The organism is Streptomyces actuosus (assembly GCF_016921115.1).
GTDB classification, from domain to species: Bacteria; Actinomycetota; Actinomycetes; order Streptomycetales; family Streptomycetaceae; genus Streptomyces; species Streptomyces actuosus_A.
Map to the genome: position 1 here is coordinate 178,406 of NZ_JAFFZS010000007.1, position 24,406 is coordinate 202,811.

At 74.4% G+C, this 24,406-nt stretch carries 24 protein-coding genes and 3 pseudogenes; 12 read left to right on the top strand and 15 right to left on the bottom strand.

The genetic code is table 11. The annotated features are described in order from the left end of the window. Positions 1–283: 283 nt before the first annotated feature. The 7 genes from JS756_RS12060 to JS756_RS12090 all read right to left on the bottom strand — a co-directional run bounded on the left by JS756_RS12060 (position 284) and on the right by JS756_RS12090 (position 7,423). The gene (locus JS756_RS12060; RefSeq protein WP_307790527.1) at positions 284–973 is read right to left on the bottom strand and encodes a YoaK family protein; all 690 of its coding nucleotides are present in this window, start codon (positions 971–973) and stop codon (positions 284–286) included. 93 nt (positions 974–1,066) lie between these two features. After that, positions 1,067–1,492: an aggregation-promoting factor C-terminal-like domain-containing protein gene (locus tag JS756_RS12065; protein ID WP_205383046.1), complete on the bottom strand. Its 426-nt coding sequence runs from the start codon at positions 1,490–1,492 to the stop codon at positions 1,067–1,069. 350 nt (positions 1,493–1,842) lie between these two features. Beyond that, entirely contained in the window at positions 1,843–2,706 is an 864-nt protein-coding gene (locus JS756_RS12070; protein ID WP_205383047.1) for an ECF transporter S component, read from the bottom strand. After that, on the bottom strand, positions 2,703–4,454 hold the full coding sequence (locus JS756_RS12075; RefSeq protein WP_205383048.1) for an ABC transporter ATP-binding protein: 1,752 nt from the start codon (positions 4,452–4,454) through the stop codon (positions 2,703–2,705). The genes JS756_RS12070 and JS756_RS12075 overlap by 4 nt, the downstream gene beginning before the upstream one ends. After that, complete coding sequence (locus tag JS756_RS12080) at positions 4,451–5,533, bottom strand: energy-coupling factor transporter transmembrane component T (RefSeq protein ID WP_205383049.1); 1,083 nt, start codon at positions 5,531–5,533, stop codon at positions 4,451–4,453. Before JS756_RS12080 ends, JS756_RS12075 begins: the two co-directional genes overlap by 4 nt. Then, entirely contained in the window at positions 5,526–6,191 is a 666-nt protein-coding gene (locus JS756_RS12085) for an SCO2322 family protein (protein ID WP_205383050.1), read from the bottom strand. Before JS756_RS12085 ends, JS756_RS12080 begins: the two co-directional genes overlap by 8 nt. Beyond that, positions 6,188–7,423 carry an SCO2321 family membrane protein gene (locus JS756_RS12090; RefSeq protein ID WP_205383051.1) on the bottom strand — a complete coding sequence of 412 codons (1,236 nt, stop codon included), beginning with the start codon at positions 7,421–7,423 and terminating at the stop codon, positions 6,188–6,190. Before JS756_RS12090 ends, JS756_RS12085 begins: the two co-directional genes overlap by 4 nt. 608 nt (positions 7,424–8,031) lie before the next feature. On the opposite strand from JS756_RS12090, the gene JS756_RS12095 reads away from it, so the two are divergent. After that, on the top strand, positions 8,032–8,595 hold the full coding sequence (locus JS756_RS12095) for a hypothetical protein (RefSeq protein ID WP_205383052.1): 564 nt from the start codon (positions 8,032–8,034) through the stop codon (positions 8,593–8,595). Here the strand turns inward: JS756_RS12095 and JS756_RS12100 are convergent. Next, positions 8,579–9,217, bottom strand: coding sequence for a TetR family transcriptional regulator (locus JS756_RS12100; RefSeq protein ID WP_205383053.1), 639 nt, complete (start codon positions 9,215–9,217; stop codon positions 8,579–8,581). The two genes, JS756_RS12095 and JS756_RS12100, sit on opposite strands and share 17 nt — an antisense overlap. A gap of 222 nt (positions 9,218–9,439) precedes the next feature. Between JS756_RS12100 and JS756_RS12105 the strand changes: the two genes are divergently transcribed. The 3 genes from JS756_RS12105 to JS756_RS12115 are packed head-to-tail and all read left to right on the top strand — an operon-like array spanning position 9,440 to position 12,632. Beyond that, on the top strand, positions 9,440–10,837 hold the full coding sequence (locus JS756_RS12105; RefSeq protein WP_205383054.1) for a glycosyltransferase family 4 protein: 1,398 nt from the start codon (positions 9,440–9,442) through the stop codon (positions 10,835–10,837). After that, positions 10,831–11,565: a class I SAM-dependent methyltransferase gene (locus JS756_RS12110; protein ID WP_205383055.1), complete on the top strand. Its 735-nt coding sequence runs from the start codon at positions 10,831–10,833 to the stop codon at positions 11,563–11,565. Before JS756_RS12105 ends, JS756_RS12110 begins: the two co-directional genes overlap by 7 nt. Continuing rightward, positions 11,562–12,632 carry a prenyltransferase/squalene oxidase repeat-containing protein gene (locus JS756_RS12115; protein WP_205383056.1) on the top strand — a complete coding sequence of 357 codons (1,071 nt, stop codon included), beginning with the start codon at positions 11,562–11,564 and terminating at the stop codon, positions 12,630–12,632. The genes JS756_RS12110 and JS756_RS12115 overlap by 4 nt, the downstream gene beginning before the upstream one ends. 22 nt (positions 12,633–12,654) lie before the next feature. Here the strand turns inward: JS756_RS12115 and JS756_RS12120 are convergent. The 3 genes and pseudogenes from JS756_RS12120 to JS756_RS12130 form a co-directional block, all read right to left on the bottom strand. After that, positions 12,655–12,946: pseudogene (locus JS756_RS12120) on the bottom strand (hypothetical protein); the annotation flags it as partial. Positions 12,947–13,324: 378 nt separating this feature from the next. Continuing rightward, complete coding sequence (locus JS756_RS12125; RefSeq protein ID WP_205383057.1) at positions 13,325–14,179, bottom strand: hypothetical protein; 855 nt, start codon at positions 14,177–14,179, stop codon at positions 13,325–13,327. Positions 14,180–14,334: 155 nt separating this feature from the next. Beyond that, entirely contained in the window at positions 14,335–15,315 is a 981-nt protein-coding gene (locus JS756_RS12130) for an N-acetylmuramoyl-L-alanine amidase (protein ID WP_205383058.1), read from the bottom strand. A gap of 214 nt (positions 15,316–15,529) precedes the next feature. On the opposite strand from JS756_RS12130, the gene JS756_RS37550 reads away from it, so the two are divergent. Next, positions 15,530–15,742: a chaplin gene (locus JS756_RS37550; RefSeq protein WP_307790530.1), complete on the top strand. Its 213-nt coding sequence runs from the start codon at positions 15,530–15,532 to the stop codon at positions 15,740–15,742. 18 nt (positions 15,743–15,760) lie between these two features. On the opposite strand, the gene JS756_RS12140 is transcribed toward JS756_RS37550, so the two are convergent. Together JS756_RS12140 and JS756_RS36700 are read right to left on the bottom strand one after the other, a co-directional pair. Continuing rightward, positions 15,761–16,411, bottom strand: coding sequence for a class I SAM-dependent methyltransferase (locus JS756_RS12140; protein WP_205383059.1), 651 nt, complete (start codon positions 16,409–16,411; stop codon positions 15,761–15,763). Between the two features lie 73 nt (positions 16,412–16,484). Next, positions 16,485–16,673 (bottom strand): annotated as a pseudogene (locus JS756_RS36700) (MFS transporter); the annotation flags it as partial. Positions 16,674–16,817: 144 nt separating this feature from the next. Here JS756_RS36700 and JS756_RS12145 point away from each other — a divergent pair. The 5 genes and pseudogenes from JS756_RS12145 (at position 16,818) to JS756_RS12165 (ending at position 20,986) form a co-directional block, all read left to right on the top strand. Beyond that, positions 16,818–17,621: a maleylpyruvate isomerase family mycothiol-dependent enzyme gene (locus tag JS756_RS12145; RefSeq protein WP_205383060.1), complete on the top strand. Its 804-nt coding sequence runs from the start codon at positions 16,818–16,820 to the stop codon at positions 17,619–17,621. A 413-nt stretch (positions 17,622–18,034) separates the two neighbouring features. Continuing rightward, positions 18,035–18,403 (top strand): annotated as a pseudogene (locus JS756_RS12150) (MFS transporter); the annotation flags it as partial. A 51-nt stretch (positions 18,404–18,454) separates the two neighbouring features. Continuing rightward, on the top strand, positions 18,455–18,994 hold the full coding sequence (locus tag JS756_RS12155) for a SigE family RNA polymerase sigma factor (protein ID WP_205383061.1): 540 nt from the start codon (positions 18,455–18,457) through the stop codon (positions 18,992–18,994). Positions 18,995–19,023: 29 nt separating this feature from the next. Then, entirely contained in the window at positions 19,024–19,815 is a 792-nt protein-coding gene (locus tag JS756_RS12160; protein WP_240203617.1) for a hypothetical protein, read from the top strand. Between the two features lie 313 nt (positions 19,816–20,128). Continuing rightward, positions 20,129–20,986, top strand: a complete 858-nt coding sequence (locus tag JS756_RS12165) for a MaoC/PaaZ C-terminal domain-containing protein (RefSeq protein ID WP_205383063.1) — start codon at positions 20,129–20,131, stop codon at positions 20,984–20,986. A gap of 196 nt (positions 20,987–21,182) precedes the next feature. Here JS756_RS12165 and JS756_RS12170 read toward each other — a convergent pair whose 3' ends face one another. Both JS756_RS12170 and JS756_RS12175 read right to left on the bottom strand, forming a co-directional pair. After that, the gene (locus JS756_RS12170; protein WP_205383064.1) at positions 21,183–21,347 is read right to left on the bottom strand and encodes a hypothetical protein; all 165 of its coding nucleotides are present in this window, start codon (positions 21,345–21,347) and stop codon (positions 21,183–21,185) included. Between the two features lie 96 nt (positions 21,348–21,443). Further along, positions 21,444–22,589 (bottom strand): hypothetical protein, encoded by a 1,146-nt coding sequence (locus tag JS756_RS12175; RefSeq protein ID WP_205383065.1) that lies wholly within the window; start codon positions 22,587–22,589, stop codon positions 21,444–21,446. Between the two features lie 200 nt (positions 22,590–22,789). Between JS756_RS12175 and JS756_RS12180 the strand changes: the two genes are divergently transcribed. Next, a complete protein-coding gene (locus JS756_RS12180; protein WP_205383066.1) occupies positions 22,790–23,656 on the top strand; it encodes a Nif3-like dinuclear metal center hexameric protein in 867 nt (288 codons plus the stop codon). Then, complete coding sequence (locus JS756_RS12185; protein WP_205383141.1) at positions 23,653–24,396, top strand: zinc ribbon domain-containing protein; 744 nt, start codon at positions 23,653–23,655, stop codon at positions 24,394–24,396. The genes JS756_RS12180 and JS756_RS12185 overlap by 4 nt, the downstream gene beginning before the upstream one ends. Positions 24,397–24,406 lie beyond the last annotated feature (10 nt).

Sequence of the window (24,406 nt, forward strand, 5' to 3'; positions counted from 1 at the left end):
TGCGGGCGGCCCCCGTCCGCAGTCGAACGGCGGCCGGCGGGGCGGGGACCCTGCGGCGGAGCCCGGAAGCCCCCGGGTGTGTACGGCCCGCTCCTCGCACCCCGCGGTGCGCCGGTGCCGCGGCAGGTGACGTTCGCCCGTCGAGGTGCGGCGTCCGTGCGTGCTGCTCTCGGTGCGCCGGCCAAAAGCCCTCGTACGGGATGTACCCGGGCTTCTCCTCCGGTGCAGCGAGAGTGCGTGCCGGGCATCGCGACGGGGCGAACGTCGCCTGGTGCGGTACGAGCTAGTCCTCCTGCCCCGACACCGTCACCGCAAGTGCCGCCACGAGGAGCGCGGCGACCAGGAGCGGGAGCCCCGGCCCCCGATGGAGGGCGAGCCAGGCGCCGGCGGAGGCGCCCGTGAACAGGGCGACCACCAGGGCGGCCCGGCGCCGGATCCTCCCGCCCGACCCGCTGCCCAGCGGGGACTCGGCCGCCAGCCCGGTCAGGGTCATGGTCACCACGGTCGTGGTCGCCAGGCCCGGTACCGCCAGCTTGCGCACGGTCGCGTTGCGCAGGCCCATCGCGAAGGCGGTCAGGCCGATCAGCGCGTACGTGACCCCGCCGGTGGCGGGGACGGCCAGGGCCACGACCGCCGCCGTCCCGACCGGTGCCGCCTCGGCGGCCAGGGCGGCCCGGGCCCGGGTCCGGCGCGGCCGGCCGCCCATTCGCTTCAGCATTCGGCCGCCGGACACCGCGCCCACCAGGAAGCAGGCGAGCGAGGTCGTGGTGTGCGGCACGGAGAACTCCTGCGCTCCGGCGGCGGCGAAGCCCAGGACGATCACGTTGCCGGTCATGTTGGCGGTGAAGACGTGGTGGAGTTCCAGGAAGCTGACCGCGTCGATCATCCCGCTGACCAGTGCCAGCACGATCAGGACGGCGACCAGGGGGACGCCCCTTGCGCCGGGGCCGCGGGTGCCGGACTGGGTGATCACCGACCCAGTGGACCATGCCCGGGCCGGGAAACGCCGAAGGCGGCGGCCCTGGCTGCGCGGGGCCGCCGCCTTTCAGGTGGCGCGGGGTGCGGCTCAGTACCAGCCGTTCGCCTGCCAGAAGTTCCAGGCGCCGACCGGGCTGCCGTAGCGGGCGTCCATGTAGTTCAGGCCCCACTTGATCTGGGTGGCGGGGTTGGTCTTCCAGTCGGAGCCGGCGGAGGCCATCTTGGAGCCGGGCAGGGCCTGGACCAGGCCGTAGGCGCCGGACGAGGAGTTGGTGGCGTGGACGTTCCAGCCGCTCTCGTGCTGGACGATCTCGGAGAAGGCGTTGTACTGCGCGGCGTCCGGGATCATCTTGCGCGCGATCGCCTTGGCCTGGGAGGCCGAGTCCGCGGAGGCCGTCGCGGCGTGGGCGGGGGCCGCGGTCAGGGCCAGGCCGGCGGTGGCGGCGGCCACGGCGGCGGTGGTGAGGGCCTTCTTCGGGGCGGCGATGTTGCGAAGGATGCGGGAGACGGACACGAAGAACCTTTTGGTCGGGGGCGGTGGTGTCGCGTACGGGTCGTGGGGCACCGTGGGGCGCGGGTCCGACATGCCTCGGCGCCGAGGCCCCGGGGGGCTCGGCGGCGCCGTGCGACGTCATCCAGAGAAACAGCCCCGAAGCACGTCCGCAATGACCGCTCTTACTAGTTGTGGTCGCATCCGGGTGGAACGGCGGCCGTGTGAGCCGGCTCTCATCGTGCAGGTCAGAGGCCATGATGGCGGGGGCATGACATCGATGTTCGGCTACGAGGCCGCCTCGTACGTGACCTGGGTCATGTGGGGTGGTTCACCGCGGGAACCGCCCCGAGTCACGGTCGGCGCACGGCGCCTCACCCAGCGGTCCCCGTCCCGGGCCCCTCGAACGTGACCGGCGTCTCGAAAGCCGCCCGCCGCGTCGCCCGGCGCAGCGCCCGCAGCACCGCGGGGCCCAGAGCGACGGTGAGCACGACCGTGACGACCGCCCGCCCCAGGTCCCATCCCATGGACGTGGCCAGGCAGTAGGCGACGAACCGGGCGAGGTTCTGCGGCACCGCCGCGTGGGCGTCGAAGGCGATCCCCGACGCCAGGCTGTCCATGAAGGGCCAGCCCGCCATGTTCATCACCGTGCCGTAGGCGAAGGCGGCCAGGAAGCCGTAGCACGCCAGCATCGCCACCTCACCGCGGCCGCGCAGCCGATCCGGGCCCGGCAGCAGGCCCGCTCCCAGGGTGAACCAGCCCATCGCCAGCATCTGGAACGGCATCCAGGGCCCCACCCCGCCGGTGAGCAGGGCGGACGCGAACATCGTCACCGAGCCCAGCACGAACCCGAAGCCCGGCCCGAGAACCCGCCCGCTGAGCACCATCAGGAAGAACATCGGCTCCAGGCCCGCCGTACCCGCGCCGATCGGGCGCAGCGCCGCGCCCGACGCGGCCAGCACGCCCACCATCGCCACCGCCTTCGGGCCCAGCCCCGACTCCGAGATCGTCGCCGCGACGACGGCGACCAGCAGCACCAGCAGCCCCGCGAAGAGCCACGGCGCGTCCTGCGCGTGCGCGTTCACCTGCGAGGCGGGCGGGGCGAGGAACGGCCAGCCGAAGCCCGCCACCCCCACCGCGCTCACCAGGGCGAGCGCCGCCACGGAACGCGGGCCCAGCCGGATCGCCCGAGCACGGCGGGCCGGGTGAGCCGGGGGCTTCGGGGTCCCTGCGGTCACCTCAGTGCCTCCTTCACCTGCGCCACCGTGAGCCACCGCTGCGGTGCCAGGACCTTCGTCACCTGAGGGGCGAAGGACGGGGACGACACCACCACCTCGGCCGTCGGGCCGTCCGCGATCACCTCGCCCTCGGCGAGCAGGACGACCCGGTGGGCCAGCTCGGCCGCCAGCTCCACATCGTGGGTGGCGAGCACGATCGCGTGGCCGTCCGCGGCGAGCGCGCGCAGGTGGGCGATCAGGCGGGACTTCGCCGCGTAGTCCAGACCACGGGTCGGCTCGTCCAGCAGGATCAGGGGCGGCCGGGCGGTGAGTACCACCGCCAGGGCCAGGGCCAGACGCTGGCCCTCCGACAGATCACGGGGGTGGGTGCCGTCCACCACGCCCGGCAGCAGCTCGCCCACCAGGGCCCGGCACGTGCCGCGCGCCGCCTCGGCGTCCCGGTCGGCGGCCGCGCACTCGGCCGCCACCGTGTCGGCGTAGAGCAGGTCGCGCGGCTCCTGCGGCACCAGGCCCACCCGGCGCACCAGCTCCCGCGGCGGCGTGCGGTGCGGCACCGCGCCGCCGATCCGCACCGATCCGGACGACGGCTGCACCAGGCCCACCAGCGAGCCGAGCAGCGTGGACTTGCCCGCGCCGTTGCGGCCCATCAGGGCGACGGTCTCACCGGGCCCGACCGTCAGGTCGACCCGGCGCAGTGCCTGCACCCGGCCGCGGCGTACGGCGAGCCCCCGCACCTCGGCCACCTGCGCCGCCGCGGCCGGCAGCGGCGGGGCGGCGGGTCCGCTGCCGCGCCGGAACAGCGGCCGGCGCCCCGCCCGCCGCGGGGCGGCGGACGCGGGCAGCGGCGGGGAGGGGGAGGAGAGGGCCGTCGGCAACGAGGCGGAGGACGGCGCCGCTGCCGGGGTGCCCCGCCCGGAACGGTTGCCGTCCCGGCCGTCCAGGCACTCGCGCAGACGGCCCGCCCGGCGCCGGGCGTCGCGCACCGTCAGCGGCAGCGGGGACCAGCCGGCCAGCCGTCCGAGGCCGACGACCGGCGGGTACACCGGCGACACGGCCATCACCTCGGCCGGGGTGCCGACCACCACAGCCGCGCCCGGACCGGGCAGCAGGGCGACCCGGTCGGCGTACTGCACCACCCGCTCCAGCCGGTGCTCCGCCATCAGCACCGTCGTGCCCAGGTCGTGGACGAGCCGCTGGATCACGGCGAGGACCTCCTCCGCCGCCGCCGGGTCGAGCGCGGACGTCGGCTCGTCGAGGACGAGCACCCGCGGGTGCGGGGTGAGCACGGAGCCGATGGCGACCCGCTGCTGCTGCCCGCCGGAGAGGCCGGCCAGCGGCCGTCCGCGCAGACCGGCCAGACCCAGCAGGTCCAGCGTCTCCTCCACCCGGCGCCGCATCACCTCCGGCGGCAGGCCCAGCGACTCCATGCCGTAGGCGAGTTCGTCCTCGACGGTGTCGGTGACGAAGTGGGACAGCGGGTCCTGGCCCACCGTGCCCACGACGTCGGCGAGTTCACGCGGTTTGTGGGTGCGGGTGTCGCGCCCGGCGACCGTGACCCGGCCGGACAGGGTGCCGCCCGTGAAGTGCGGGACCAGGCCGCCGACCGCGCCGAGCACCGTCGACTTGCCGACGCCGGACGGGCCGACGAGCAGCACGAGTTCGCCCTCCGGGATTTCCAGGTCCACACCGCGCACGGCGGGCCCGGCGGCACCTTCGTACGTGACCGACACCTTCTCGAAACGGATCACGACGGCTCCTCGGGGGCGTCCGGCTCGCGGGGTGCGACGAAAGCGGGCAGCAGCCCGACGAGGACCGCCGCCGCGGGCCACAGGGGAAGGACCGGCGCGGTGAGCGGCACCACGCCGGGATGCAGGGCCGCCGGATCGGCGGACGCGGCGAGGGTCAGCAGCGCTGCGACGCCGGCACCCGAGGCGGCGACCAGGCAGGCGCGCCCGTTCCAGCGGTCCGGGCGGTAGCGGGTGCGCGGGGTCCGCCGCCCGCCGAGCCACAGGCCCGTCAGTGCGGCGGCGAGCCCGGCCAGCAGCACCGGCAGGCCGTACACCTCGCCCTCCGCGGTGAGCAGGCCGTACGTGCCCGCGCACACGCCGAGCAGCCCGCCGAGGGTGAGCGCGGCCGTCGTGCGGCGGATCCCGGCGGGCACGTCCGCGGTACGGCCGTACCCGCGCGCGTCCATCGCCGCCGCCAGCGCGACGGAACGCTCCAGCGCGCCCTCCAGAACCGGCAGCCCGACCTGCAGCAGCCCCCGCACCCCCCGGTCCGGGCGGCCCCGCAGCCGGCGCGCGGCGCGCAGCCGCTGCACGTCGGCGACGAGGTTCGGGGCGAAGGTGAGGGCGACGACGACCGCCACGCCCATCTCGTACAGGGCACCGGGCAGCGACTTCAGCAGCCGGGTCGGGCTCGCGAGGGCGTTCGCGGCACCCACGCACACCAGCAGCGCGGCGAGTTTCAGACCGTCGTAGAACGCGAAGAGAAGGCCTTCGGCGGTCACCCGGCCGCCCAGCCGGATGCCCTGCGCCCAGTGCGGCAGCGGCACTTCGGGAAGCGTGGCGATCACGTGTGCGCCCGGCACGGGCGAGCCGAGGACCACGGCGAACACCAGCCGGACGACGAGGACGGCGAGGGCCAGCTTCAGGAAGGCGGAGTAGGAGCGCGACCACGGGGCGTCGGGCCGGCAGGTCGTCACGACGTACGCCGAGACCGCGAGGAGGAGGCCGAGCAGCAGGGGGTTGGTCGTCCGCGTCGCGGCCGTACCGAGCCCGAGCGCCCACAACCACCAGGCGCCCGGGTGCACCCCGGCGTCACGCATTCCGGCGCCGCTGCGCCTGCCACACCGCCGCGCCCGCGAGCACGACGACGACCGCCCCGCCGGCGACCAGCCCCAGTGACGGGCCCCCGTCCGAGGAGTCCTCGCCGGCCTGTGCCGTGCCCTCGGCCGCCCCCGGGCTCTTCGAGGCGGCCGTGCCGCCGCCCGAGACCTGTTCCCCGCAGCCGCGCCGCGGATATCCGGAGATGGCACACAGCAGGGCGTTGCTGTCGTAGCGCAGCGGCCCCGCGACGGCGGCCAGCGCCTCGGCGGTCGTGGCGTCGGGCGCGATGCGGGCGCAGGCCGTGCGCGCGGCGGGCGGGGTCTCCCCGGACGGCGCGTCGGCCGCCGTGCCGAAGTCGAGGACGAGCGCGACCCGCTTGGCGCCCTCCCGGGCCGGGGTCGCCGCGCAGATGGCGGCGAAGTCCGCCGTGCCGCCGGGCTGCGCGGCGTCGGAGGAGTCCTCGCTGACGGCGAAGCGGAAGCCCTGGACGGCGCCGTCGGCGGGGCGTGCGGTGGACGGACCCTGCGTGGCGTACGTCCACCGGCCGCCGTCCCGCTCCCAGAACGACCAGTAGCGGTAGCCGGCGGCCTGCGCCTGCGCCGCGCTTCCCAGCAGCAGGAGCGCGGTCACCACGAGCGCGGCGGCGCGCCGGATCACTGCTGCCGCCTCTTGGCGCGTCCGCTCAGCAGGAAGCCGATGCCGATGCCGGCGACCAGGCAGACGCCGACGAACCACCAGACGCCGAAGGGGGAGCCGCTGTCGTCGGCGTCCTTGGTGTCCTTCGCGTCCGTGGCGTTCTTGGTGTCGCCGGCGGCCTCGGCCGCCTTCGGGGCCGGGCCCGTCGCGTTGAGGGCGCTCACCAGGTCCCGGCCGCCGAAGGCGCGCGGGTCGGTGCCGGTGGCGTGGGCGGCGAGGATCAGCTGGGCGTAGGCGGCCGGGCCGCTCTGCTCGGCCCAGGACGCGGCGTTCTTCTCCAGCCACTGGAGCGGCTGTCGGGCCTGCGCGGCGCCGCCCTGCGCGGCGAGGGCGACCACCGCGTCGGCGGTGTTGCCGTAGTCGGGCTGGTCGTCGGCGCCGGGGAGGGCCGAGGTGAGGTGACCGTCCTTCTGCACGGCGTGCGCGAGGTAGGCGGCGCCGTTGGCGGCGGCCTGCACCGGGGTGAGGTCGCCGGAGGCGGAGCAGGTCGGGGTCGCGGCCTGCCCGGCCTCGGCCACCAGCCCCTTGCCCAGGATGCCGAGGACCGCCGCGGCGGTCGCGTCGGCGTTGGCGGCGAGCTTGCCGTCCTTGTCGGGCTGGTAGGCGAAGGCGCCGCCGTCGGAGCACGGCAGGGCCAGCTTCACCAGCGCGTCGTAGGGCGACTTGCCGTCCTTCAGGGTGCCGGCGGGCTTCTGGCCGGCCGCGGCGAGCGCGCCGACGACGACGGAGGTGGAGTTGGCGTCGCTGGCGCCGCCGGGGGTGTAGCCCCAGCCGCCGTCCTTGTTCTGTACGGACTTCAGCCAGGCGACCGCCTTCCCGGTCTGCGCGTCGTGGCCGCCGATCGCGGCGAGGGCCTGGACGGCGGCGGCCGTGCTGTTGGTGTCGACCATCAGCTCGGCGTCACAGGCCGCGGCGGGGTCGGGGCGGAAGGCGGCGAACGCACCGTCGGCGCACTGCTGACCGGTCAGCCAGTCCACGGCCTTGTCGGCGGGCTGCACTCCCACGGTGTGCTGCGCGAGGAGAGCCAGCGACTGGCGCCACACGCCGTCGTAGGTCGGGTCGGTGCTGCCGTACAGCCCTGAGGGCAGTGCCGCGGAAGGCGACGGCGACGGGGACGCGGCGACGGCGGGCGCGGCGGCGGCACCGAGAACGGCGATACCGGCCAGGGCCGCGGCACTGCGGCGTATGTTCATGATCGGCGGCTGCCTCTCCCTGTTGACGCAGAGGAGGGCAGCACGGGACGGACGACCCGGGCGGCTCTGCTCCGCAGACCTCGACGGTGCCGTGCGGCGGCGGGCTGCCGCGCACGTGAGCCGGTCACGCACGCACAGGGAGATCCGGCTCGCCACGGCGACGCGGCTCACGGTTGCGGGTCAGCGCCGGAATTGCACCGGCTTTCCCCTGTACAGGTGTGATGACGACGCGGCCACTGTACCGGCCCCCGGAACAGCGGCCGAGGGGAGCCCGGACCGAGCGGGACGAGCCTCCGCCCGGTGGCCTGCGCCGGTGGCGGCCGGCCGCCGCGCCCCGGTCGCGTCGCCGGCGGGCGCGCCCGGGCGGGCCGGACGCCCGGCGGGGCATCACGGACGGACGCCCGCCTTTGGGGGGGCCGTGCCGCGACGGGCGTGGTCGGGGCGTCCCGCCGGTGGGAGGGCCGGGACGTCGGGCGGTGGGCGGTGATGGATGATACGGGGCGTCAGAGGGGTGTCGAGGGACGGCCGTTCGGGCACGGTGGCGGGCGGGGCGGACGTCTGTGAGACTCCGCTCGACACTGATGATCTTCCGTTGAGGGGCGAGGGGTATGCGTGGGGTGGGGACGGCCGCGGTCGCGATCGTGGCACTGACGGTGCTGGCGGGATGCGGTGGCACGGGCGGGGGATCCGGAGCACCCGGCACGCCGTCGCCCGAGGTGACGGCGTCCGCGTCGCCGGCGGCGTCGAGGGCCACGGTGCCGGGCAACGCCGCCGTCCGCAGGGACATCCGGGCGGCGCTGGCGGCCGGGGGGATCACGGGGGTCCGGTTCCCGGCGGTCCGACCCGAGTTGCTGCGTGCCCACCCTTGCCAGGTGGTGGCCCAGGTCGACACCCACGTGTTGCCGGACCGCAAGGCCGTGGCCCAGGCCGTGGCTGTCCTGGAGCAGCGCGGCTGGGAGGCGGACGGGCCGTTCGACGGCGAGGACGGACTGGGCTACGGCTATTCGCTCAGCAAGGAGCACTGGATTCTGTCCCTCGCGGCCGCATCGCTGACGGAGGAGCAGCTGGCCGCCATGTTGAGCGCCGATCGGAAGCAGTCGGCCCGGAAGTTCACGGGGCTCCTGCTCTACGGGGGCACCATGGCCTGCGACACGGCTACCCCGTCCCCCTGACCTCGTCGGCCGGGGGCGGCTCGATCAGCCGGCAGACCGTGTCGATGTCCGCTTTCACCTGCGCGATCGACGCCCGCCCCGACAGCCATGTGATCAGGGCGGAGAGCCAGGTGTGCTCGATGACGCGGACCACGGAGAGCTGCTCGGGGGTCGGGCGCTGAAGGCCCATCGCGTCCAGGATGATCGCGGTGGTCTGCCGCGAGACCTGGTCGACCTCGGCGGAGACGCTGCGGTCGGCGAAGGTCAGGGCGCGGACCATGGCGTCGGCCAGGTGCGGCTCCCTCTGGAGGGCGCGGAAGGCCCGCATCAGTGTCTCGGCGACCCGCTCCGCGGCCGAGTCACCGGTCGGCGGACGGCGGCGCAGCGTGCCGTGCAGGTGCTCCAGCTGGTCCTGCATGGTGGCGACCAGGAGATGGATCTTGGAGGGGAAGTAGCGGTAGAGCGTGCCGAGCGCCACCTGCGAGGCCTCCGCGACCTCACGCATCTGCACCGCGTCGAACCCGCCCCGGCCGGCCAGTTGCGCGCTCGCCTGCAGGATGCGGCGGCGCCGGGCCTCCTGCCGCTCGGTGAGGGGCGGGGTGGCAGGGCGCCCGGTGGCGCCGCGCTTGGCTTCCGCAGGCATGGGTCCCGTTCCGTGACAGTCGGTGAGGAGGCGGTGGGGCAGGGGTGACCGGAGAGATCATGGCAGGCTCCGGCCGTGGCGTGAATCACCTGATCCACTGGTCACACGACGGCTACCTGCCGGTAGATTCGGAGCCTCCTCGACGATCAAGTCTGTAACTTGTTCTAGGTTAGCGTCCCGGCGTAATCTCGCGGGACCATGCAGGGAGAGAGGGGCTCCGGAGTGACCGCTGAGGCCAGTCGGACGGGGTCCCCCGCGGATCGCGCCGCGGACGGCGAGCGACCGCTCGACATCGCGCTCCTGACCTACAAAGGGAACCCGTTCTGCGGCGGCCAGGGCGTCTACGTACGCCACCTGTCCCGCGAGCTGGCCCGCCTCGGCCACCGCGTCGAGGTGATCGGCTCCCAGCCGTACCCCGTCCTCGACGAGGACGACGACCACGCCGGCCGCCTGCGGCTCACCGAGCTGCCGAGTCTGGACCTCTACCGCCAGCCGGACCCCTTCCGCACCCCCGGGCGCGAGGAGTACCGGGACTGGATCGACGGCCTGGAGGTCGCCACCATGTGGACCGGCGGCTTTCCCGAGCCGCTGACGTTCTCGCTGCGGGCCCGCCGTCTTCTGCGCGCGCGGCGCGGCGAGTTCGACGTCGTCCACGACAACCAGACCCTCGGCTACGGACTGCTCGGCGACGTCGGCGCGCCGCTGGTGACGACCGTCCACCACCCCATCACCGTCGACCGGCAGCTGGAACTGGACGCCGCCGGGACCTGGGGGCGCCGCTGGTCGGTGCGCCGCTGGTACGCCTTCACCCGCATGCAGAAGCGCGTCGCCCGCCGCCTGCCGTCCGTCCTCACCGTCTCCGGGACCTCCCGTCAGGAGATCGTCGACCATCTCGGCGTACGGCCCGACCGCATCCACGTCGTCCACATCGGTGCCGACACCGACCTGTTCGCGCCCGACCCCTCCGTACCGGTCGTGCCCGGCCGGATCGTGACCACGTCCAGCGCGGACGTGCCCCTCAAGGGCCTGGTGTTCCTCGTCGAGGCGCTGGCGAAGGTCCGCACCGAGCAGCCCGCCGCCCACCTCGTCGTCGTCGGCAAGCGGCCCACGCAGGGCCCGGTGGCCCAGGCGATCGAACGCTACGGCCTCGAAGGCGCTGTCGAGTTCGTCAAGGGCATCTCCGACCCCGAACTCGTCGACCTGGTGCGGTCCGCCGAGGTCGCCTGCGTGCCGTCGCTCTACGAGGGCTTCTCACTTCCGGCCGCGGAGGCCATGGCCACCGGCACGCCCCTGGTGGCCACCACCGGCGGAGCGATCCCCGAGGTGGCCGGCCGGGACGGCGAGACCTGCCTGGCGGTCCCGCCCGGCGACCCGGGCGCGCTCGCCGCCGCCCTGACCCGGCTGTTGTCGGACGCCGCACTGCGGGCCCGCCTGGGCGCGGCCGGGCGCGAGCGGGTGCTGCGGCACTTCACCTGGGCCCGGGCCGCCGAGGGAACCGTGGCCCGCTACCGCGAGGCCGTCGACCGGGCCGCCGGGCGCCCCGCGGCACCGGGAGCCGCAGCCCCCGACCCCTCCCCAAGTGACACCGGCGTCTACTCCGAAAGCAGGGCCACGTGCTGACCGTCGACTTCACCCGGTTCCCGCTCGCCCCGGGCGACCGCGTCCTGGACCTCGGCTGCGGAGCCGGAAGGCACGCCTTCGAGTGCTACCGGCGCGGCGCGCAGGTCGTGGCGCTGGACCGCAACGGTGAGGAGATCCGCGAGGTCGCCAAGTGGTTCGCGGCGATGGAGGAGGCCGGCGAGGCACCGGCGGGCGCCACCGCGACCGCCATGGAGGGCGACGCCCTCGCCCTGCCCTTCCCCGACGCGTCCTTCGACGTCGTCATCATCTCCGAGGTGATGGAGCACATCCCCGACGACAAGGGCGTCCTCGCCGAGATGGTCCGGGTGCTCAAGCCCGGCGGCCGGATCGCCGTGACCGTCCCGCGCTACGGCCCGGAGAAGGTCTGCTGGGCGCTGTCCGACGCCTACCACGAGGTCGAGGGCGGCCACATCCGCATCTACAAGGCGGACCACCTGCTGGGGAAGATGCGGGAGGCGGGGCTGAGGCCGTACGGCAGCCACCACGCGCACGCCCTGCACTCGCCGTACTGGTGGCTGAAGTGCGCGTTCGGCGTCGACAACGACAAGGCGCTGCCGGTGCGCGCCTACCACAAGCTGCTGGTCTGGGACATCATGAAGAAGCCGCTGGCCACCCGCGTCGCCGAGCAGGCACTGAACCCCCTGATCGGCAAGAGCTTCGTGGCCTACGCGACCAAGCCGCACCTGCCCCGGGCGGCCGCCAAGTGACCACTCCCCGGACGGAGCACCTGGTCCTGCCCGGGGTCCTCACCGCCGAGCAGGCCGCCGCGACCGTCGCCGGCATCCTCCGCGTGCAGCGCGAGGACGGCGCGATCCCCTGGTTCCGCGGCCACCACCTGGACCCCTGGGACCACGTCGAGGCCGCGATGGCCCTGGACACCGCGGGCGAACACGCCGCGGCCGAGCGGGCGTACGACTGGCTGGCACGCCACCAGAACGACGACGGCTCCTGGTACGCGGCGTACGCGGACGGGGCCCACGACGACGTCACCGACCGCGGCCGGGAGACCAACTTCGTCGCCTACATAGCCGTGGGCGTGTGGCACCACCACCTGGCCACCGGCGACGACGGCTTCCTCGACCGCATGTGGCCCAGCGTCTGCGCGGCCGTCGAGTTCGTGCTGCGGCTCCAGCAGCCCGGAGGCCAGATCGGCTGGCGCCGCGACGACGACGGCACCCCGGCCACGGACGCCCTGCTCACCGGCAGTTCCTCGATCCACCATGCGCTGCGCTGCGCGCTCGCGATCGCCGCGCAGCGCGAAGAGCCGCAGCCGGACTGGGAGCTGGCGGCGGGCGCGCTGCGGCACGCGATCCGGCGGCACCCGGAGCGCTTCCTCGACAAGGACCGCTACTCGATGGACTGGTACTACCCGGTCCTCGGCGGCGCCCTGACCGGCGCGGAGGCGGCGGCCCGCGTGGAGGCGGGCTGGGACCGCTTCGTCGTGCCCGGCCTCGGCGTGCGCTGCGTCGTCCCCAACCCGTGGGTGACGGGCGGTGAGTCGGCCGAACTCGCCCTGGCCCTGTGGGCGATGGGCGAGTCCGACCGCGCGCTGGAGGTGCTGCAGTCGATCCAGCACCTGCGCGACGACGCCTCCGGCCTGTACTGGACGGGCTACGTCTTCGACGACGACGCCGTCTGGCCGCGTGAGCTGACCACCTGGACCGCCGGTTCCCTCCTCCTCGCGGTCGCCGCCCTCGGCGGTCACGAGGCGACCTGCGCGGTCTTCGGGGGCGAGCACCTGCCGCGGGGCCTGGACCCCGACTGCTGCGGCTGAGCCCGCCGGCCCGCCGCCGGTGTCAGTGCCGGTGCACCCGGTGGGCGAGGGCGTGGCCGACGAACAGGTACACCACGGCGGCCAGGCCGTATTCGGCGACCACGCGGGCCCAGGCCGCGTCGAAGGTGAACAGGTCGTAGGACCAGCCGGCCAGCCAGCGGGCGGCGTCGTGCACGAACCGGACGAAGTCGTTCGCCCGGTTGGCGTCCAGCAGGTACATCAGGATCCACAGGCCCAGGACGAGGGCCATGATGTCGGCGACGACCGCGATGACCGTGCCGGCTGAAGTTCGTACCGTTGCGACATCGAGGGGAGGTGGAAGTCGGGTCGCCGCCCGGCCGCGGACGAAACCCGCGACGGTGCGGCCCACCGGCCGGTACCGGTCCCCGGTGACGCTGCGGCCCCCGGGACACGTGCGGCCGCGCGGGAACTCCCGCGCCGCTGCCGCCGATCCGCCCGTGCCGTCCTGCCGCGGCGTGCGCCCCCGCCGTTCGCCCGGTGCCGCCCCCGCCCACCGGCACCCCGCACCGGCACCGGCATCACCGCAGGCGCAGGGGTTCCGGCCGCGCTCCGTGCCGCCGCCCCGCCCCGGCTGCTGCCGACGTCCCGTGGGTCCGACCGCGGGCCGCGCCCACGGCAACGGCCCCTCGCCCGCAGGGGCGAGGGGCCGTTGCCGTGGCGTGGAGCGTGGTTCAGCCGCGCTGGATGCCGGAGGTGTCCTGCAGGACACCGCGGCGGCCGTCCTGGGTCTGGGCGATCAGGTTCGGGCCGCGCTGCTCGACCGCCAGGTACCAGGTGCCGGGCGCCAGTTCGGCGATCGGCGTGGGCGAGCCGTCCTCCGCGAACAGCGGACGAGCCACCGGGACCGCGAACCAGAACGGGGAGAAGTCCCCGGCCGGCTGCGGTGCCTGTCCCTGCGGCTGCGGTGCCTGGGGCTGCTGTGCCTGCGGCTGACCCGGCTGCCCGGCGTACGGCTGCTGCGGCCCGCCCGGCTGCGGCTGGCCGCCGAAGGACGCCTGCGGGGCACCCGGGTAGCCGTAACCGGCGGGCGGCTGGGCGCCGTAGGGCTGCGGGGCCGCAGGCTGAGGAGCTGCGATCAGCGGGGCCTGGAGCGCGGGCACGAGCGGCGTGGCCACGGCCGCGGCGGCCAGGATCAGCGTGGCGATGAACGCGAGGATCAGGCCGGTTCCGGCGTCGGGGCCGCTGCTGCCGTTGCCTGCGTTGTCCGCCCCGCCGGCCGGGTCGAAGACGTTGCCCAGCGCGCTCCACGCGGCGAACACCGCGAAGGCGACACCGAACTGGCCGAGGTCCAGGCCGACGACCTTCAGCGGCTGCGGACGGGTGCGCGTGAGGACGATCAGGGCGGCGCCGATGATTCCGGCCAGGACGACGCCGAGCACCACCGGACCGCTGCCCCACAGGCTCGGCAGGTCGTAGCTGTCGGGGATCCCGTCGATCGAGTAGAGATCGAAGAACGACGCGATGAACAGCAATACCGCTGCTCCGATCACCACGCCGTCGCCTCGAGTGAGGGAGCGGATATTCACTTCAGGTCCTTCGTAGGTCGTCTCGTCGGAAGAGGCGTCGCAGTCACCCTGTCGCCGTCAGGCCCCGGTGTGAAGCGCGGGGGTGACCTCTCATCGTGAGGACGACATTATCGTCCGTCCGACGAGGCTGTCCGCCGGGATCCGTGTGCTGATCCCTACCCGCGCAGGAAACCCACGATTCCCTCGGAGATCCCCTGCGCCGCCTTCTGCCGCCAGGCGCCGCTGGTGAGCAGCGCCGCGTCCTTGCCGTCGCGCATGTTGCCGCACTCGATGAACACCTTGGGAACCGTTGACAGATTGAGACCGCCCAGGTCGTTCCGCGTCACGAGCCCGGTGCCGTCACCGACGTAGTTGGACGGCGCGCTGCCGGTGACCCGTACGAAGTTCCCGGCGATGCGTTCGCCGAGCTCGCGGGACGGAGCCACGACGGGGCGGGTGTCGGCGGCGCCCGCGTGCACGCTCGCGGGCAGGATGACGTGGAAGCCGCGGTTGCCGGAGGCGGATCCGTCCGCGTGGACGGAGACGACGGCGTCGGCGTGCGCGGCGTTGCCGATGCGGGCCCGCTCGTCGATGCACGGTCCGAAGGGCCGGTCCCCGTCCTGGGTCAGCTTCACCGTGGCACCCTGCCGTTGCAGCAGATCGCGCAGCCGGTGGGCGACGTCGAGGGTGAAAGCGGCCTCGGTGTAACCGGAGTTGGTGGACGTGCCGGTGGTGTCGCACTCCTTGAGGCCGGTACCGATGTCCACCTTGCGGTTGATGTCGGCGGAATGCCGGAAGTTGCCGGGGTTGTGGCCGGGGTCGATGACGACGACCTTGCCCGCGAGCGGTCCCGTCGCGGTGCCGGGGGAGGTGGCGGTGGTGGAGGGCGTGGCGGCCGGCTTCTTGCCGTCGTCCGTGCCGGAGGCCGCCGGTGCCGCACTCGCGGGCATCTCTGCGGCCGCGTCGGTCGAGGGGCTCGTGCCGGCCGCGCCGCCCGGCCCTGTCGTGCTGCCGGAGCCACCGGGGGAGCCCACCGCCTCGTAGACCACCCAGCCCAGCAGGGCGCCCGGCACGAGCGCGGCGAGGGCCACGATCGTCGGGGTGCGTCGGGAGCGGTGGGGCGGCGGCGGATCGAATTCCGGACCTACGTAGGACACGACAGTCACCTTAGCGGCAGGTCAGCGCTCCGGCAGGGCAGTCCGGCACGGGTCGTTCCGTCCGAACGGCACACCGACCTCGCCCGATCACGGGTCGTATGACCGGAATATCGGCAACTCCCCGTTTCATCCCCTCGTTGATCAGGAGCAGAGGAGCACCACCATGGGGATCGTCGCGTGAATCCTGACCACCGCGGCTGTCACCGGAGCGGCCGTGTTCGGCACGTCGGCGGCCAGGGCCGCACCGTCCGTGCCCTGCGGGCCGGGCGACGCCTGCGCCGTCGGCCTGGTGGCGTACTCGCCCGGCGTCGCCTCGGGCCACCTCGTCCAGATCCCGATCGACCTCGACCTCAACGCCTGCGGCAACACCGCGGACGTCCCCGCCCTGCTCGACCCCGCGGCCGGCACCCGCTGCGTCAGCCGCTGACCCGGCGGGCCCGCACCGTCAGACCCCCGCCCCGGTGCGCCGCAGCACCCGCAGCGACCCCGCCGCCGACACCTCGGTGAAGGCGCCGGACGCCAGCGCCCGCAGGTAGATCCGGTAGGGCGCCTGGCCGGTGAACTCGTCGGCCGGGTCGGGGAAGACGTCGTGGATGACGAGCAGGCCCCCCTCGGCGAGATGCGGGGCCCAGCCCTCGTAGTCGGCGGTGGCGTGCTCGTCGGTGTGGCCGCCGTCGACGAAGACGAGCCCGAGCGGCGTGCCCCAGATCCCCGCCACCTGCGGTGAGCGACCGACGACCGCGACCACGTGCTCCTCCAGGCCCGCCCGGTACAAGGTCCGGCGGAAGGCGGGCAGCGTGTCCATCAGACCGACCTCGGGGTCGACCGTCTCCGGGTCGTGGTAGTCCCAGCCCGGCTGCTGCTCCTCACTGCCGCGATGGTGGTCGACGGTCACCGCCGTGACTCCGCTCGCGCGGGCCGCGTCGGCCAGCAGGACCGTGGAACGGCCGCAGTACGTGCCGACCTCCAGCAGCGGCAGCCCGAGCCGTCCGGCGGTCAGGGCCGCGCCGTGGAGGGCCAGCCCCTCGTCGAGGGGCATGAAGCCCTTCGCCTCCTCGAAGGCGGCGAGGACGTCGGGCGCGGGTGCCGCGGTCATGGGCGGGCCTTTCCGGTCGTGCGGGCGTCTCGGCACCCCATCGTGTCGCACCCCCGGCCGACCGGGCGACCGGGGGGACGGTGAGGCCCCCCACGTCGTCGGCCGTGTCGGCCGGCACCATGCCGATGACGGCGCTCGACACGGAGGTGCCGACGGACCGCATCAGGGTGTCGAGCCCGTTGGCCGCGCCCGTCTCCGACGCGGGGACCGCGCCGACGATCAGCGCGGGCAGCGAGGAGTGGGCGAGGCCGATGCCGGCGCCGGAGAACGGCCGTGTGTGCCGCGACCCGCACGGTCGGCGGCGGAGAGGTCCTCCATCACTTCTCCGCGCTGGTGAGGGTCCGCCCGCGATGGCGGCTGAGAAAATCGCTGTCCGATTGTCGGAACGCAGTGATAGGGATTCCGGGTGACACCGACACCCGAGTTCCCCGTTCTGCTGCGACTGATCGACGAGCGGTCGACTGCCTTCCGCGCCGCGGTCGCCTCCGCGCCCAGTCTCGACGTACAGGTGCCGACCTGCCCCGAGTGGACGCTGTTCGATCTGGCGCAGCACATCGGCGAGGGGCGCCGCGACTGGGCCGCCACCGTCGCCGCAGGGCCTGCTCCGGCCAAGTCCGCAGCGGAGGGTGCCCCGGCTGCGCCTCGGGAGCGCGAGGCCCTGCTGGCCTGGTTGGCGGAGTCCACGGAGCAACTGCTGGACGCATTGCGGAGGGCCGGCCCGGATCGCGGTTGCTGGACGTGGTGGGGGACGTCGCAGTCGCCGCAGACCTCCGGCGCCGTGGCTCGGCACCAGCTCCAGCAGATGGCGGTGCACACGTACGACGCCCAGATCACCGTAGGTGCCCCGCAGCCGCTGCCGGACGAGGTGGCGCTCGACGGTGTCGACGAGTTCCTGTCCACCTGCGTCGCAACGACAAGTGCCTGGCCGCACAAGCCCGCTGCCGTCGACCTCCACGCCTCCGAGGGCCGCTCCTGGCGCCTCTCGCTCTCCGCCGACGGCGCACGGACCGTCCGCCTCCCCGGGCCCGGCACCCTGCTGGCCACCGCTCCCGGCCAGGACCATGACGCGGCCGCCGCCTTCTTCTCCGCTCGGGGCACGGCCAGCGAGCTGGTCCTCATCCTGTACGACCGGATCCCGATCGACTCCCTGGAGCTCGACGGCGACCGGCGTCTCTTCGAGCAGCTCAGCGCCTGGGACCCGGATGAGTAGGACGTGACGACGCGCCACCTCGTACGCCCCCGGGGCATGCCTCCCGCCAACGGCTACAGCCACGCCGTGGTGGCCTCGGGGCCGCGGGGGAGCAGACCGTCACGGCTGCGAAGCGGCTGACCAGGGCGGCGGCTCACAAGCTGACGGTGCGCCTGGTCGGCACCTGACGCGGCCCCCTCCCGAGGCGACGAAGCCTTCCTCGGTGGCCATGAGGGTCCCGCGGGGCTGCGACGGCACCGGGATCTCCTGGTCGTCCTGCACGACGAAAGGGGCTCCCCGGGGCTCCGTCTCCCTCGCGTAGCAGCTGTTCGGAACGGTCGGCGGGGCCTGCCGTGCTCCCTTGGGCCGGAAGTCTTCGAGTCCCGGGACGGTGGGGACGGCAGGCAAGGCGGTCAGGTCCGGGGTGACGCACGGACGGTGCCTGCGTCACCCGGATCATGCTGCCCGGCATCCTGATGATGCTCGGGGCGGGCCTGGCGGCCACCCCGCTCGCCGTCCTCGCCACCTCCGGGGCGGCCCCCCGGGAGGCCGGCCTGGTCTCCGGCCTCGTCAACACCTCCCGCACGATGGGGGGCTCCCTGGGCCTCGCGGTCAGGTCGACGACCGCGGCGACGCGTACGGCGGGCAGAGGGGCGCCCGAGGCACTGACCGAGGGCTACGCGCCGGCGTTCCGCGTCTCCGCGGCCGTGCTGGTGGGCGGCGCGCTGCTGGTGCTGCTGTGGCTGCCGCGCCCGGCGCGGACGGCTGTCTCCTCCGGTACGGAGGAGAAAATCACCGGGTGAGGCAACGGTCCGGGCGGTCCATGGACTCCTCTGTACATCTAGGAGGTGCCCATGGGGGATCGGAAGCAGGCCGGGGACGAGGAGTTCCGGGCCTTCGTGGTGGGCCGCTGGCCGCGGCTGATGCGTACGGCATTTCTCCTCGCGGGGGAGCAGCACGCCGCCGAGGACCTGGTCCAGTCGACGCTGGAGCGGGTCTACGTCGCCTGGCGCAAGGTCGCGGCGGCCGACGACCCGGAGGCCTACGTACGGCGCGTGATGATCAACGCGCATGCCCGCAGACACCGCAGACGCCTGCGGGAGTTCCTCGCACCCCGGGACGACTCGGGCATCGTGCGCGAGGTGGCGGACACCGGTGACCGCATCTCCCAGGCCGAGGACCGGGGCGTGCTGCTGAAGGCGCTCGCGCAACTGCCCCCGCGCCAGCGGCAGGCGGTGGTGCTGCGCTACTGGGAGGACCTGACCGAGACTCAGGCGGCCGAGGCGATGGGCTGCTCCGTGGGCGCGGTGAAGAGCAACGCGGCGAAGGGGATCGCGAAGCTCCGCGCCATACCGGAACTGTCGGGCACCGTGATGGTCGGAGGGCGGAAGTGATGGGTGCGGGCCGGGAGTTCGACCACGGTATGACGGACAGGGGCATCGCTCTCCTGCTGGCCGACGCGGCGGAGGGCGTCGAGATCGGCGCAGCCCCCACGCAGGCGGTGATCCGCGGCGGTCGCCGGCGCAGGGCCCGCCGGTGGGCGGTCGCGGCAGCCACGGCCCTGGTCGTGGTGGGGTCCAGCGGGGCCCTGGCGGTGACCGCGCTGCCGGGCGGGGGCGGGCAGCGGGTGGCACCGGCGACGCAGGTACCGGCGAGCCGGACACCGGGCGTGGCCGAACCGGTCGCGCGCCATCTGCTCGCCGTCGGCGTCGACCAGGGCAGGACCTGGCAGGTCGACATCGACGTGTGGCCCGCGCCGCGGGACGCCACCGAGGCCCGCGCCCTGCTGGCCGCGATGGCGGCGTACGGGGAGTACCCCGCCGACGCCGACGAGCCCTCCGCCCTGGTGGGCAGAAGCGCGTACTTCGTCCGTCACGGCATCGGGGAGGCCGAAGCCGACGGCACCCTCACGACCGAGGCCACCACGACCGGGGCGGACCGCATGACGGGCACCGACATCGAGACCGTGGCGGTCCCCCTGGACCCGACCACCCAGGGGCCCCAGCGCCTGGTGATCGGCCATGTGGCCACGACTGCACGGCAGGTGACCTGCACCTGGAAGGACGGGACCACGACCGAGGTCCCCAGGGCCACCGGCAGCGACGTCGACTCCGACGACCAGGTGATCCGCACCGTCGAGGGCTCCCCCTACGCATGGTTCGTATGCCTGGCCCCGCAGGGCACGGCCTTCGAGTCGGCCCGGGTCACGCAGTAGCCGGAGCGAGCCCGATCGCCGACCGGCGGCCCTGGTCGTGGGCCGCAGGGCCGCGGGGCCCGACCCACGGCCCGGAAGGTGTCCCTCGGCGTGACGCGGGGGCCCTGCACGGCACCCCGGACCATGCCTTGTCCGCGGTCACGACATCCTGGCCTGACGTATCGGCAGGACTTTCCCAGGCGTCCCGCGCTCGGCTATACAGGGGCGCCGGATCGGAACGCGTTCCGGCTCCGCCCCCTACCGGCTCCCGCGGCGTCCGACGGCGCCGGCCGGACACCTCGGGGCGGAGGCCCCCGATTTCGCAAGGAGCCCCGTGCCCGTCGACGCAGCCAAGGCGCTCGCCGCCGCCCCCCGCTCCACCGCGATCTCGTGGACCGCCAAGGACGTCCAGCTCTACCACCTCGGCATCGGCGCCGGCCGCCCCGCCACCGACCCCGGAGAACTGCGCTACACCCTGGAGACCCGGCTGCACGTACTGCCGAGCTTCGCCACCGTCGCCGGTGCCGGTTCACCCGGCGTGATCCGCGCACTGTCCGTGCCCGGCATCGACGTCGACCTCGCGCACGTCCTGCACGCCGGGCAGTCGCTCACCCTGCACCGGCCCGTCCCCGCCCAGGGCACCGCGACGGCCGTCTCCCGCATCACCGCCGTCCACGACAAAGGCGGCGCGGCCGTTCTCACCCTGCGCACCGACGTCGCCGACGCCGAAGGCCCGCTGTGGACCGACGACGCGCGGATCCACGTGCGGGGCGAAGGAGGCTGGGGCGGCGACCGCGGGCCCTCCGCCCGCCCGGACGCCCCCAGGGGTGCGCCCGACCGGATCGTGGAGCGGGCCGTCGCCGACGACCAAGCCCTGCTCTACCGGCTCTCCGGCGACCTCAACCCGCTGCACGCCGACCCCGGGTTCGCCGCACGGGCCGGATTCGACCGGCCGGTCCTCCACGGGCTGTGCACCTACGGCATCACACTCAAGGCGGTCGTCGACACGCTGCTCGGAGGCGGCGTCACGCGGGTGCGGAGCTACCGCACCCGGTTCGCCGGGATCGTGTATCCGGGCGAGACCCTGCGGATCCGCATGTGGCGGGGCGACGGCCGGGTGCGGGTGACCGTGGTCGCCGTGGAGCGCGGCGAGGCGCCCGTCCTCGACGGCACGACCGTCGAGCACACCTGAGCCCCCGGGCATCCGGGGGATGGCGCGTCCCGAGAGTTCCGCGAGCCGAGGGGCGCGTCCCGGCGAAGGCGCCCCGGGCCGGGCCGTCGGGGCCCTGCGGGCGCTGGCGCGGCCTCCGGCGCGGAGGCCCGCCCGCACCGCCGGACAGCACAGCGGCCCCGCCCGTCACGGGCAGGGCCGCTGTGATGACGTACCGTCAGGCCGCCGCGGTGCCGGCATGCTGCTCCGCCGGCTTGCGGTGCCGGCCGCGCGGAGTTGCCTCCGTTTCCTGCGTGGAGACCGGACCTCGGTGCCTGCCGTGCCCTTCGGCCGCCTCACGGACCTCGGTGTCCTGCGGCTGGGTCGTGCTGGCGCTGCTCATCGGATGAACTCACCCCGTCAACATGATCTTTCTTACAGCCGGGCGAGTGTAACCGGCACACCTCGGGCTGAATCCAGCCGCACACGCCAACCGGCACTACTTCGTTACAAGCCGCCCGAGCGGCGCCTCCTGAAGGGGTACCGGGCGGGGCGCCGCGGGCTCGGCCGCCCCGTCCGGTACCGCCGCCGGCACCGCCCCCGGTTCCCTGGGCCCGGCCACCGGAGCCGGCACCTCCACCCGCGCCACCCCGCACGGCTCCGCCGGTGTGGCGCACGGCAACAGCAGCACCCCCTGCGGTGTCCACCGGCCCGCACCCGCCAACCAGCCTGGGGGTGCGGGGAGTTGGTGCATCTGGCGCTCGGCCGGCCGCCAGACGCCCACCCAGCTGCCCAGCGGCCCGTCCAGTCGGAGCGCCACCGCACAGCCCTCCGGCGTCAGCACCTGCGCGGGCTGGATCGCGAACGGCGTCACCGTGCAGCCGGACAGCCGCAGACACTCCGGGAACCGCACCGGCAGCGTGCTGCCCACCACACCCCAGCCCAGCCGCGGTTCGCCCGGTGAGGGGGCGTCCGAGGTGATCAGCAGCAACCCGCTGTCGGGGTCGGCCAGCAGCACCCGGTCGTCGCTGGCCTCCGCGATCTGCAGCAGCGGGGACACCTCGCCGCCGCGCTCCAGGTCCACCACGACCGCCTTGGTGCGGCCCTCCGACTCCCGGTCCAGGGCCAGCATCCGCCCGGCGCGGTCCAGCCACACCCCGCCCGAGCAGCGCCCCGGGATCTCCGCCACCCGCTCCGGCCCGAAGGCGCCGCCCGCGACCAGCCACACCGTGCTGGAACCGCGACCCGACGCCAACGCGTAAGCCCGTTCGCCGCACGGCGCCGGGGGCAGCAGCCGCAGCCGGGCTCCTTCGGGGCACTCCACGGCCCCGAGCGGCAGTTCGCCGGTGCCGGGGCCGGTCGGGTACAGGAGGAAGAAGGAGTGCCGGCCGGCGGCCGACCGCCGGATCAGCACCCGCCCGTCGCCCAGCGGGTGCACCTCCGTGCCGCGCTCCTCGGGCTGGTGGGCCGGCAGCGGCACCGCGTAGGGCGCGGGGCCGTCCAGGGTCCAGCGCTCCGGGAACAGGGCCTCGCCCTGTCCGGCGAGGCGGGCCGCGTAGCCGCCGTCCACCGTGATCACGCACCCGGCGGGGGGTGGGAAACTGTCCTCGTCCGCCGCGGCCGGTTCGATCGCACAGGCCGTCATCGTTCGGTCACCTCCGGCGACGAAGCTAGTTTTCGTACGCGCGGATGTGGCGTCGCTGCGCGGGCCCTTCACACATAAGGGTGGCGCAGAAGCGATTCTGCTGAGGGGATCACGACGCACGTGCTGACCGCGGCCGGGGACGGCCGTCGCGTCGGCGACGGCTGTACAGCGGGGCAGATCAGCCAGGTAGCCTTGCACCCGTGCCCCGTCTGTCTGAAGTCATCGCCGCGCTGGAGAACCTGTGGCCCGCCGAACGGGCCGAGTCCTGGGACGCGGTCGGCACCGTCGTGGGCGAGCCCGACCAGGAGGTCGCTCGGGTCCTGTTCGCGGTCGACCCCGTGCAGGAGATCGTCGACGAGGCGGTGAAGCTCGACGCCGACCTGCTGGTCACCCACCACCCGCTCTATCTGCGTGGTACGACGACCGTGGCGGCGTCCACCTTCAAGGGCCGGGTCGTGCACGACCTGATCAAGCACGACATCGCCCTGCACGTCGCCCACACCAACGCCGACACCGCCGACCCGGGCGTCTCCGACGCCCTCGCCGGTGCCCTCGACCTGCGGGTCACCGGGCCGCTCGTGCCGGACCCGGCCGACCCCGAGGGCCGCCGCGGCCTCGGCCGCGTCTGCGCGGTGGACCCCCCGCTGCCGTTGAGCGAGTTCGCCGCCCGTGCCGCCGAGCGGCTGCCCGCCACCGCGCAGGGCCTTCGGGTCGCCGGCGACCCGGACGCGATCATCAGCACCGTCGCGGTCAGCGGCGGCTCCGGCGACAGCCTCTTCGACCATGTCCGCGCGGCCGGCGTCGACGCCTTCCTCACGGCGGACCTGCGCCACCACCCCGCGTCCGAGTTCATGGCGGCCACGGCCTTCACGACGCCCGACGCCCGCCGTCCTCCCGCGCTGCTCGACGCGGCGCACTGGGCCACCGAGTGGCCCTGGTGCGAGCTGGCCGCCGCCCAGCTCGACGAGATCTCCGACCGCCACGGCTGGGACCTGCGCGTCCACGTCTCGAGGACGGTCACCGACCCCTGGACCAGCCACTCCCCTTCACCTGGAGCCCCCAACTGAACGCCGCGCCCGCCGACCAGATCCGACTCCTCGACGTCCAGGCCCTCGACGTCCGTCTGCAGCAGCTCGCCCACAAGCGGAAGTCGCTGCCCGAGCACGCCGAGATCGACTCGCTGACCCGGGACCTCACCCAGCTGCGCGACCTTCTCGTCGCCGCCCAGACCGAGGAGAGCGACACCGCCCGCGAGCAGACCAAGGCCGAGCAGGACGTGGACCAGGTGCGTCAGCGGGCCGCCCGCGACCAGCAGCGCCTGGACTCCGGCGCGGTCTCCTCGCCCAAGGACCTGTCCAACCTCCAGCACGAGATCGCCTCCCTCGCCAAGCGGCAGGCCGACCTGGAGGACGTCGTCCTGGAGGTGATGGAGCGCCGCGAGTCCGCGCAGGCGCGGGTGGCCGAGCTGACCGAGCGTGTCGCCTCCGTGCAGGCGAAGATCGACGACGCAACCGGGCGCCGCGACGCCGCCTTCGAGGAGATCGACGGCGAGGCCGCCTCGGTCACCAAGGAGCGCGAGGTCGTCGCCGGGTCCGTCCCCGCGGACCTGATGAAGCTCTACGACAAGCTGCGTGAGCAGCAGGGCGGCATCGGCGCGGCCAAGCTGCAGGCGCGCACCTGCCAGGGCTGCCGGCAGGAGCTGGCGATCACCGAGCTGAACGAGATCCGCACGGCGGCCCCCGACACGGTGGTGCGCTGCGAGAACTGCCGCCGCATCCTGGTGCGTACGGCCGAGTCCGGTCTGTAGGGGTCTGCGG

Coding starts and splice junctions, on each gene's coding strand:
- JS756_RS12080 (WP_205383049.1), bottom strand. CDS start 5,533: ATGCGTGACGCCGGGGTGCACCCGGGCGCCTGGTGGTTGTGGGCGCTC.
- JS756_RS12090 (WP_205383051.1), bottom strand. CDS start 7,423: ATGAACATACGCCGCAGTGCCGCGGCCCTGGCCGGTATCGCCGTTCTC.
- JS756_RS12095 (WP_205383052.1), top strand. CDS start 8,032: ATGCGTGGGGTGGGGACGGCCGCGGTCGCGATCGTGGCACTGACGGTG.
- JS756_RS12100 (WP_205383053.1), bottom strand. CDS start 9,217: ATGCCTGCGGAAGCCAAGCGCGGCGCCACCGGGCGCCCTGCCACCCCG.
- JS756_RS12140 (WP_205383059.1), bottom strand. CDS start 16,411: ATGACCGCGGCACCCGCGCCCGACGTCCTCGCCGCCTTCGAGGAGGCG.
- JS756_RS12155 (WP_205383061.1), top strand. CDS start 18,455: ATGGGGGATCGGAAGCAGGCCGGGGACGAGGAGTTCCGGGCCTTCGTG.
- JS756_RS12160 (WP_240203617.1), top strand. CDS start 19,024: ATGACGGACAGGGGCATCGCTCTCCTGCTGGCCGACGCGGCGGAGGGC.
- JS756_RS12170 (WP_205383064.1), bottom strand. CDS start 21,347: ATGAGCAGCGCCAGCACGACCCAGCCGCAGGACACCGAGGTCCGTGAG.
- JS756_RS12175 (WP_205383065.1), bottom strand. CDS start 22,589: ATGACGGCCTGTGCGATCGAACCGGCCGCGGCGGACGAGGACAGTTTC.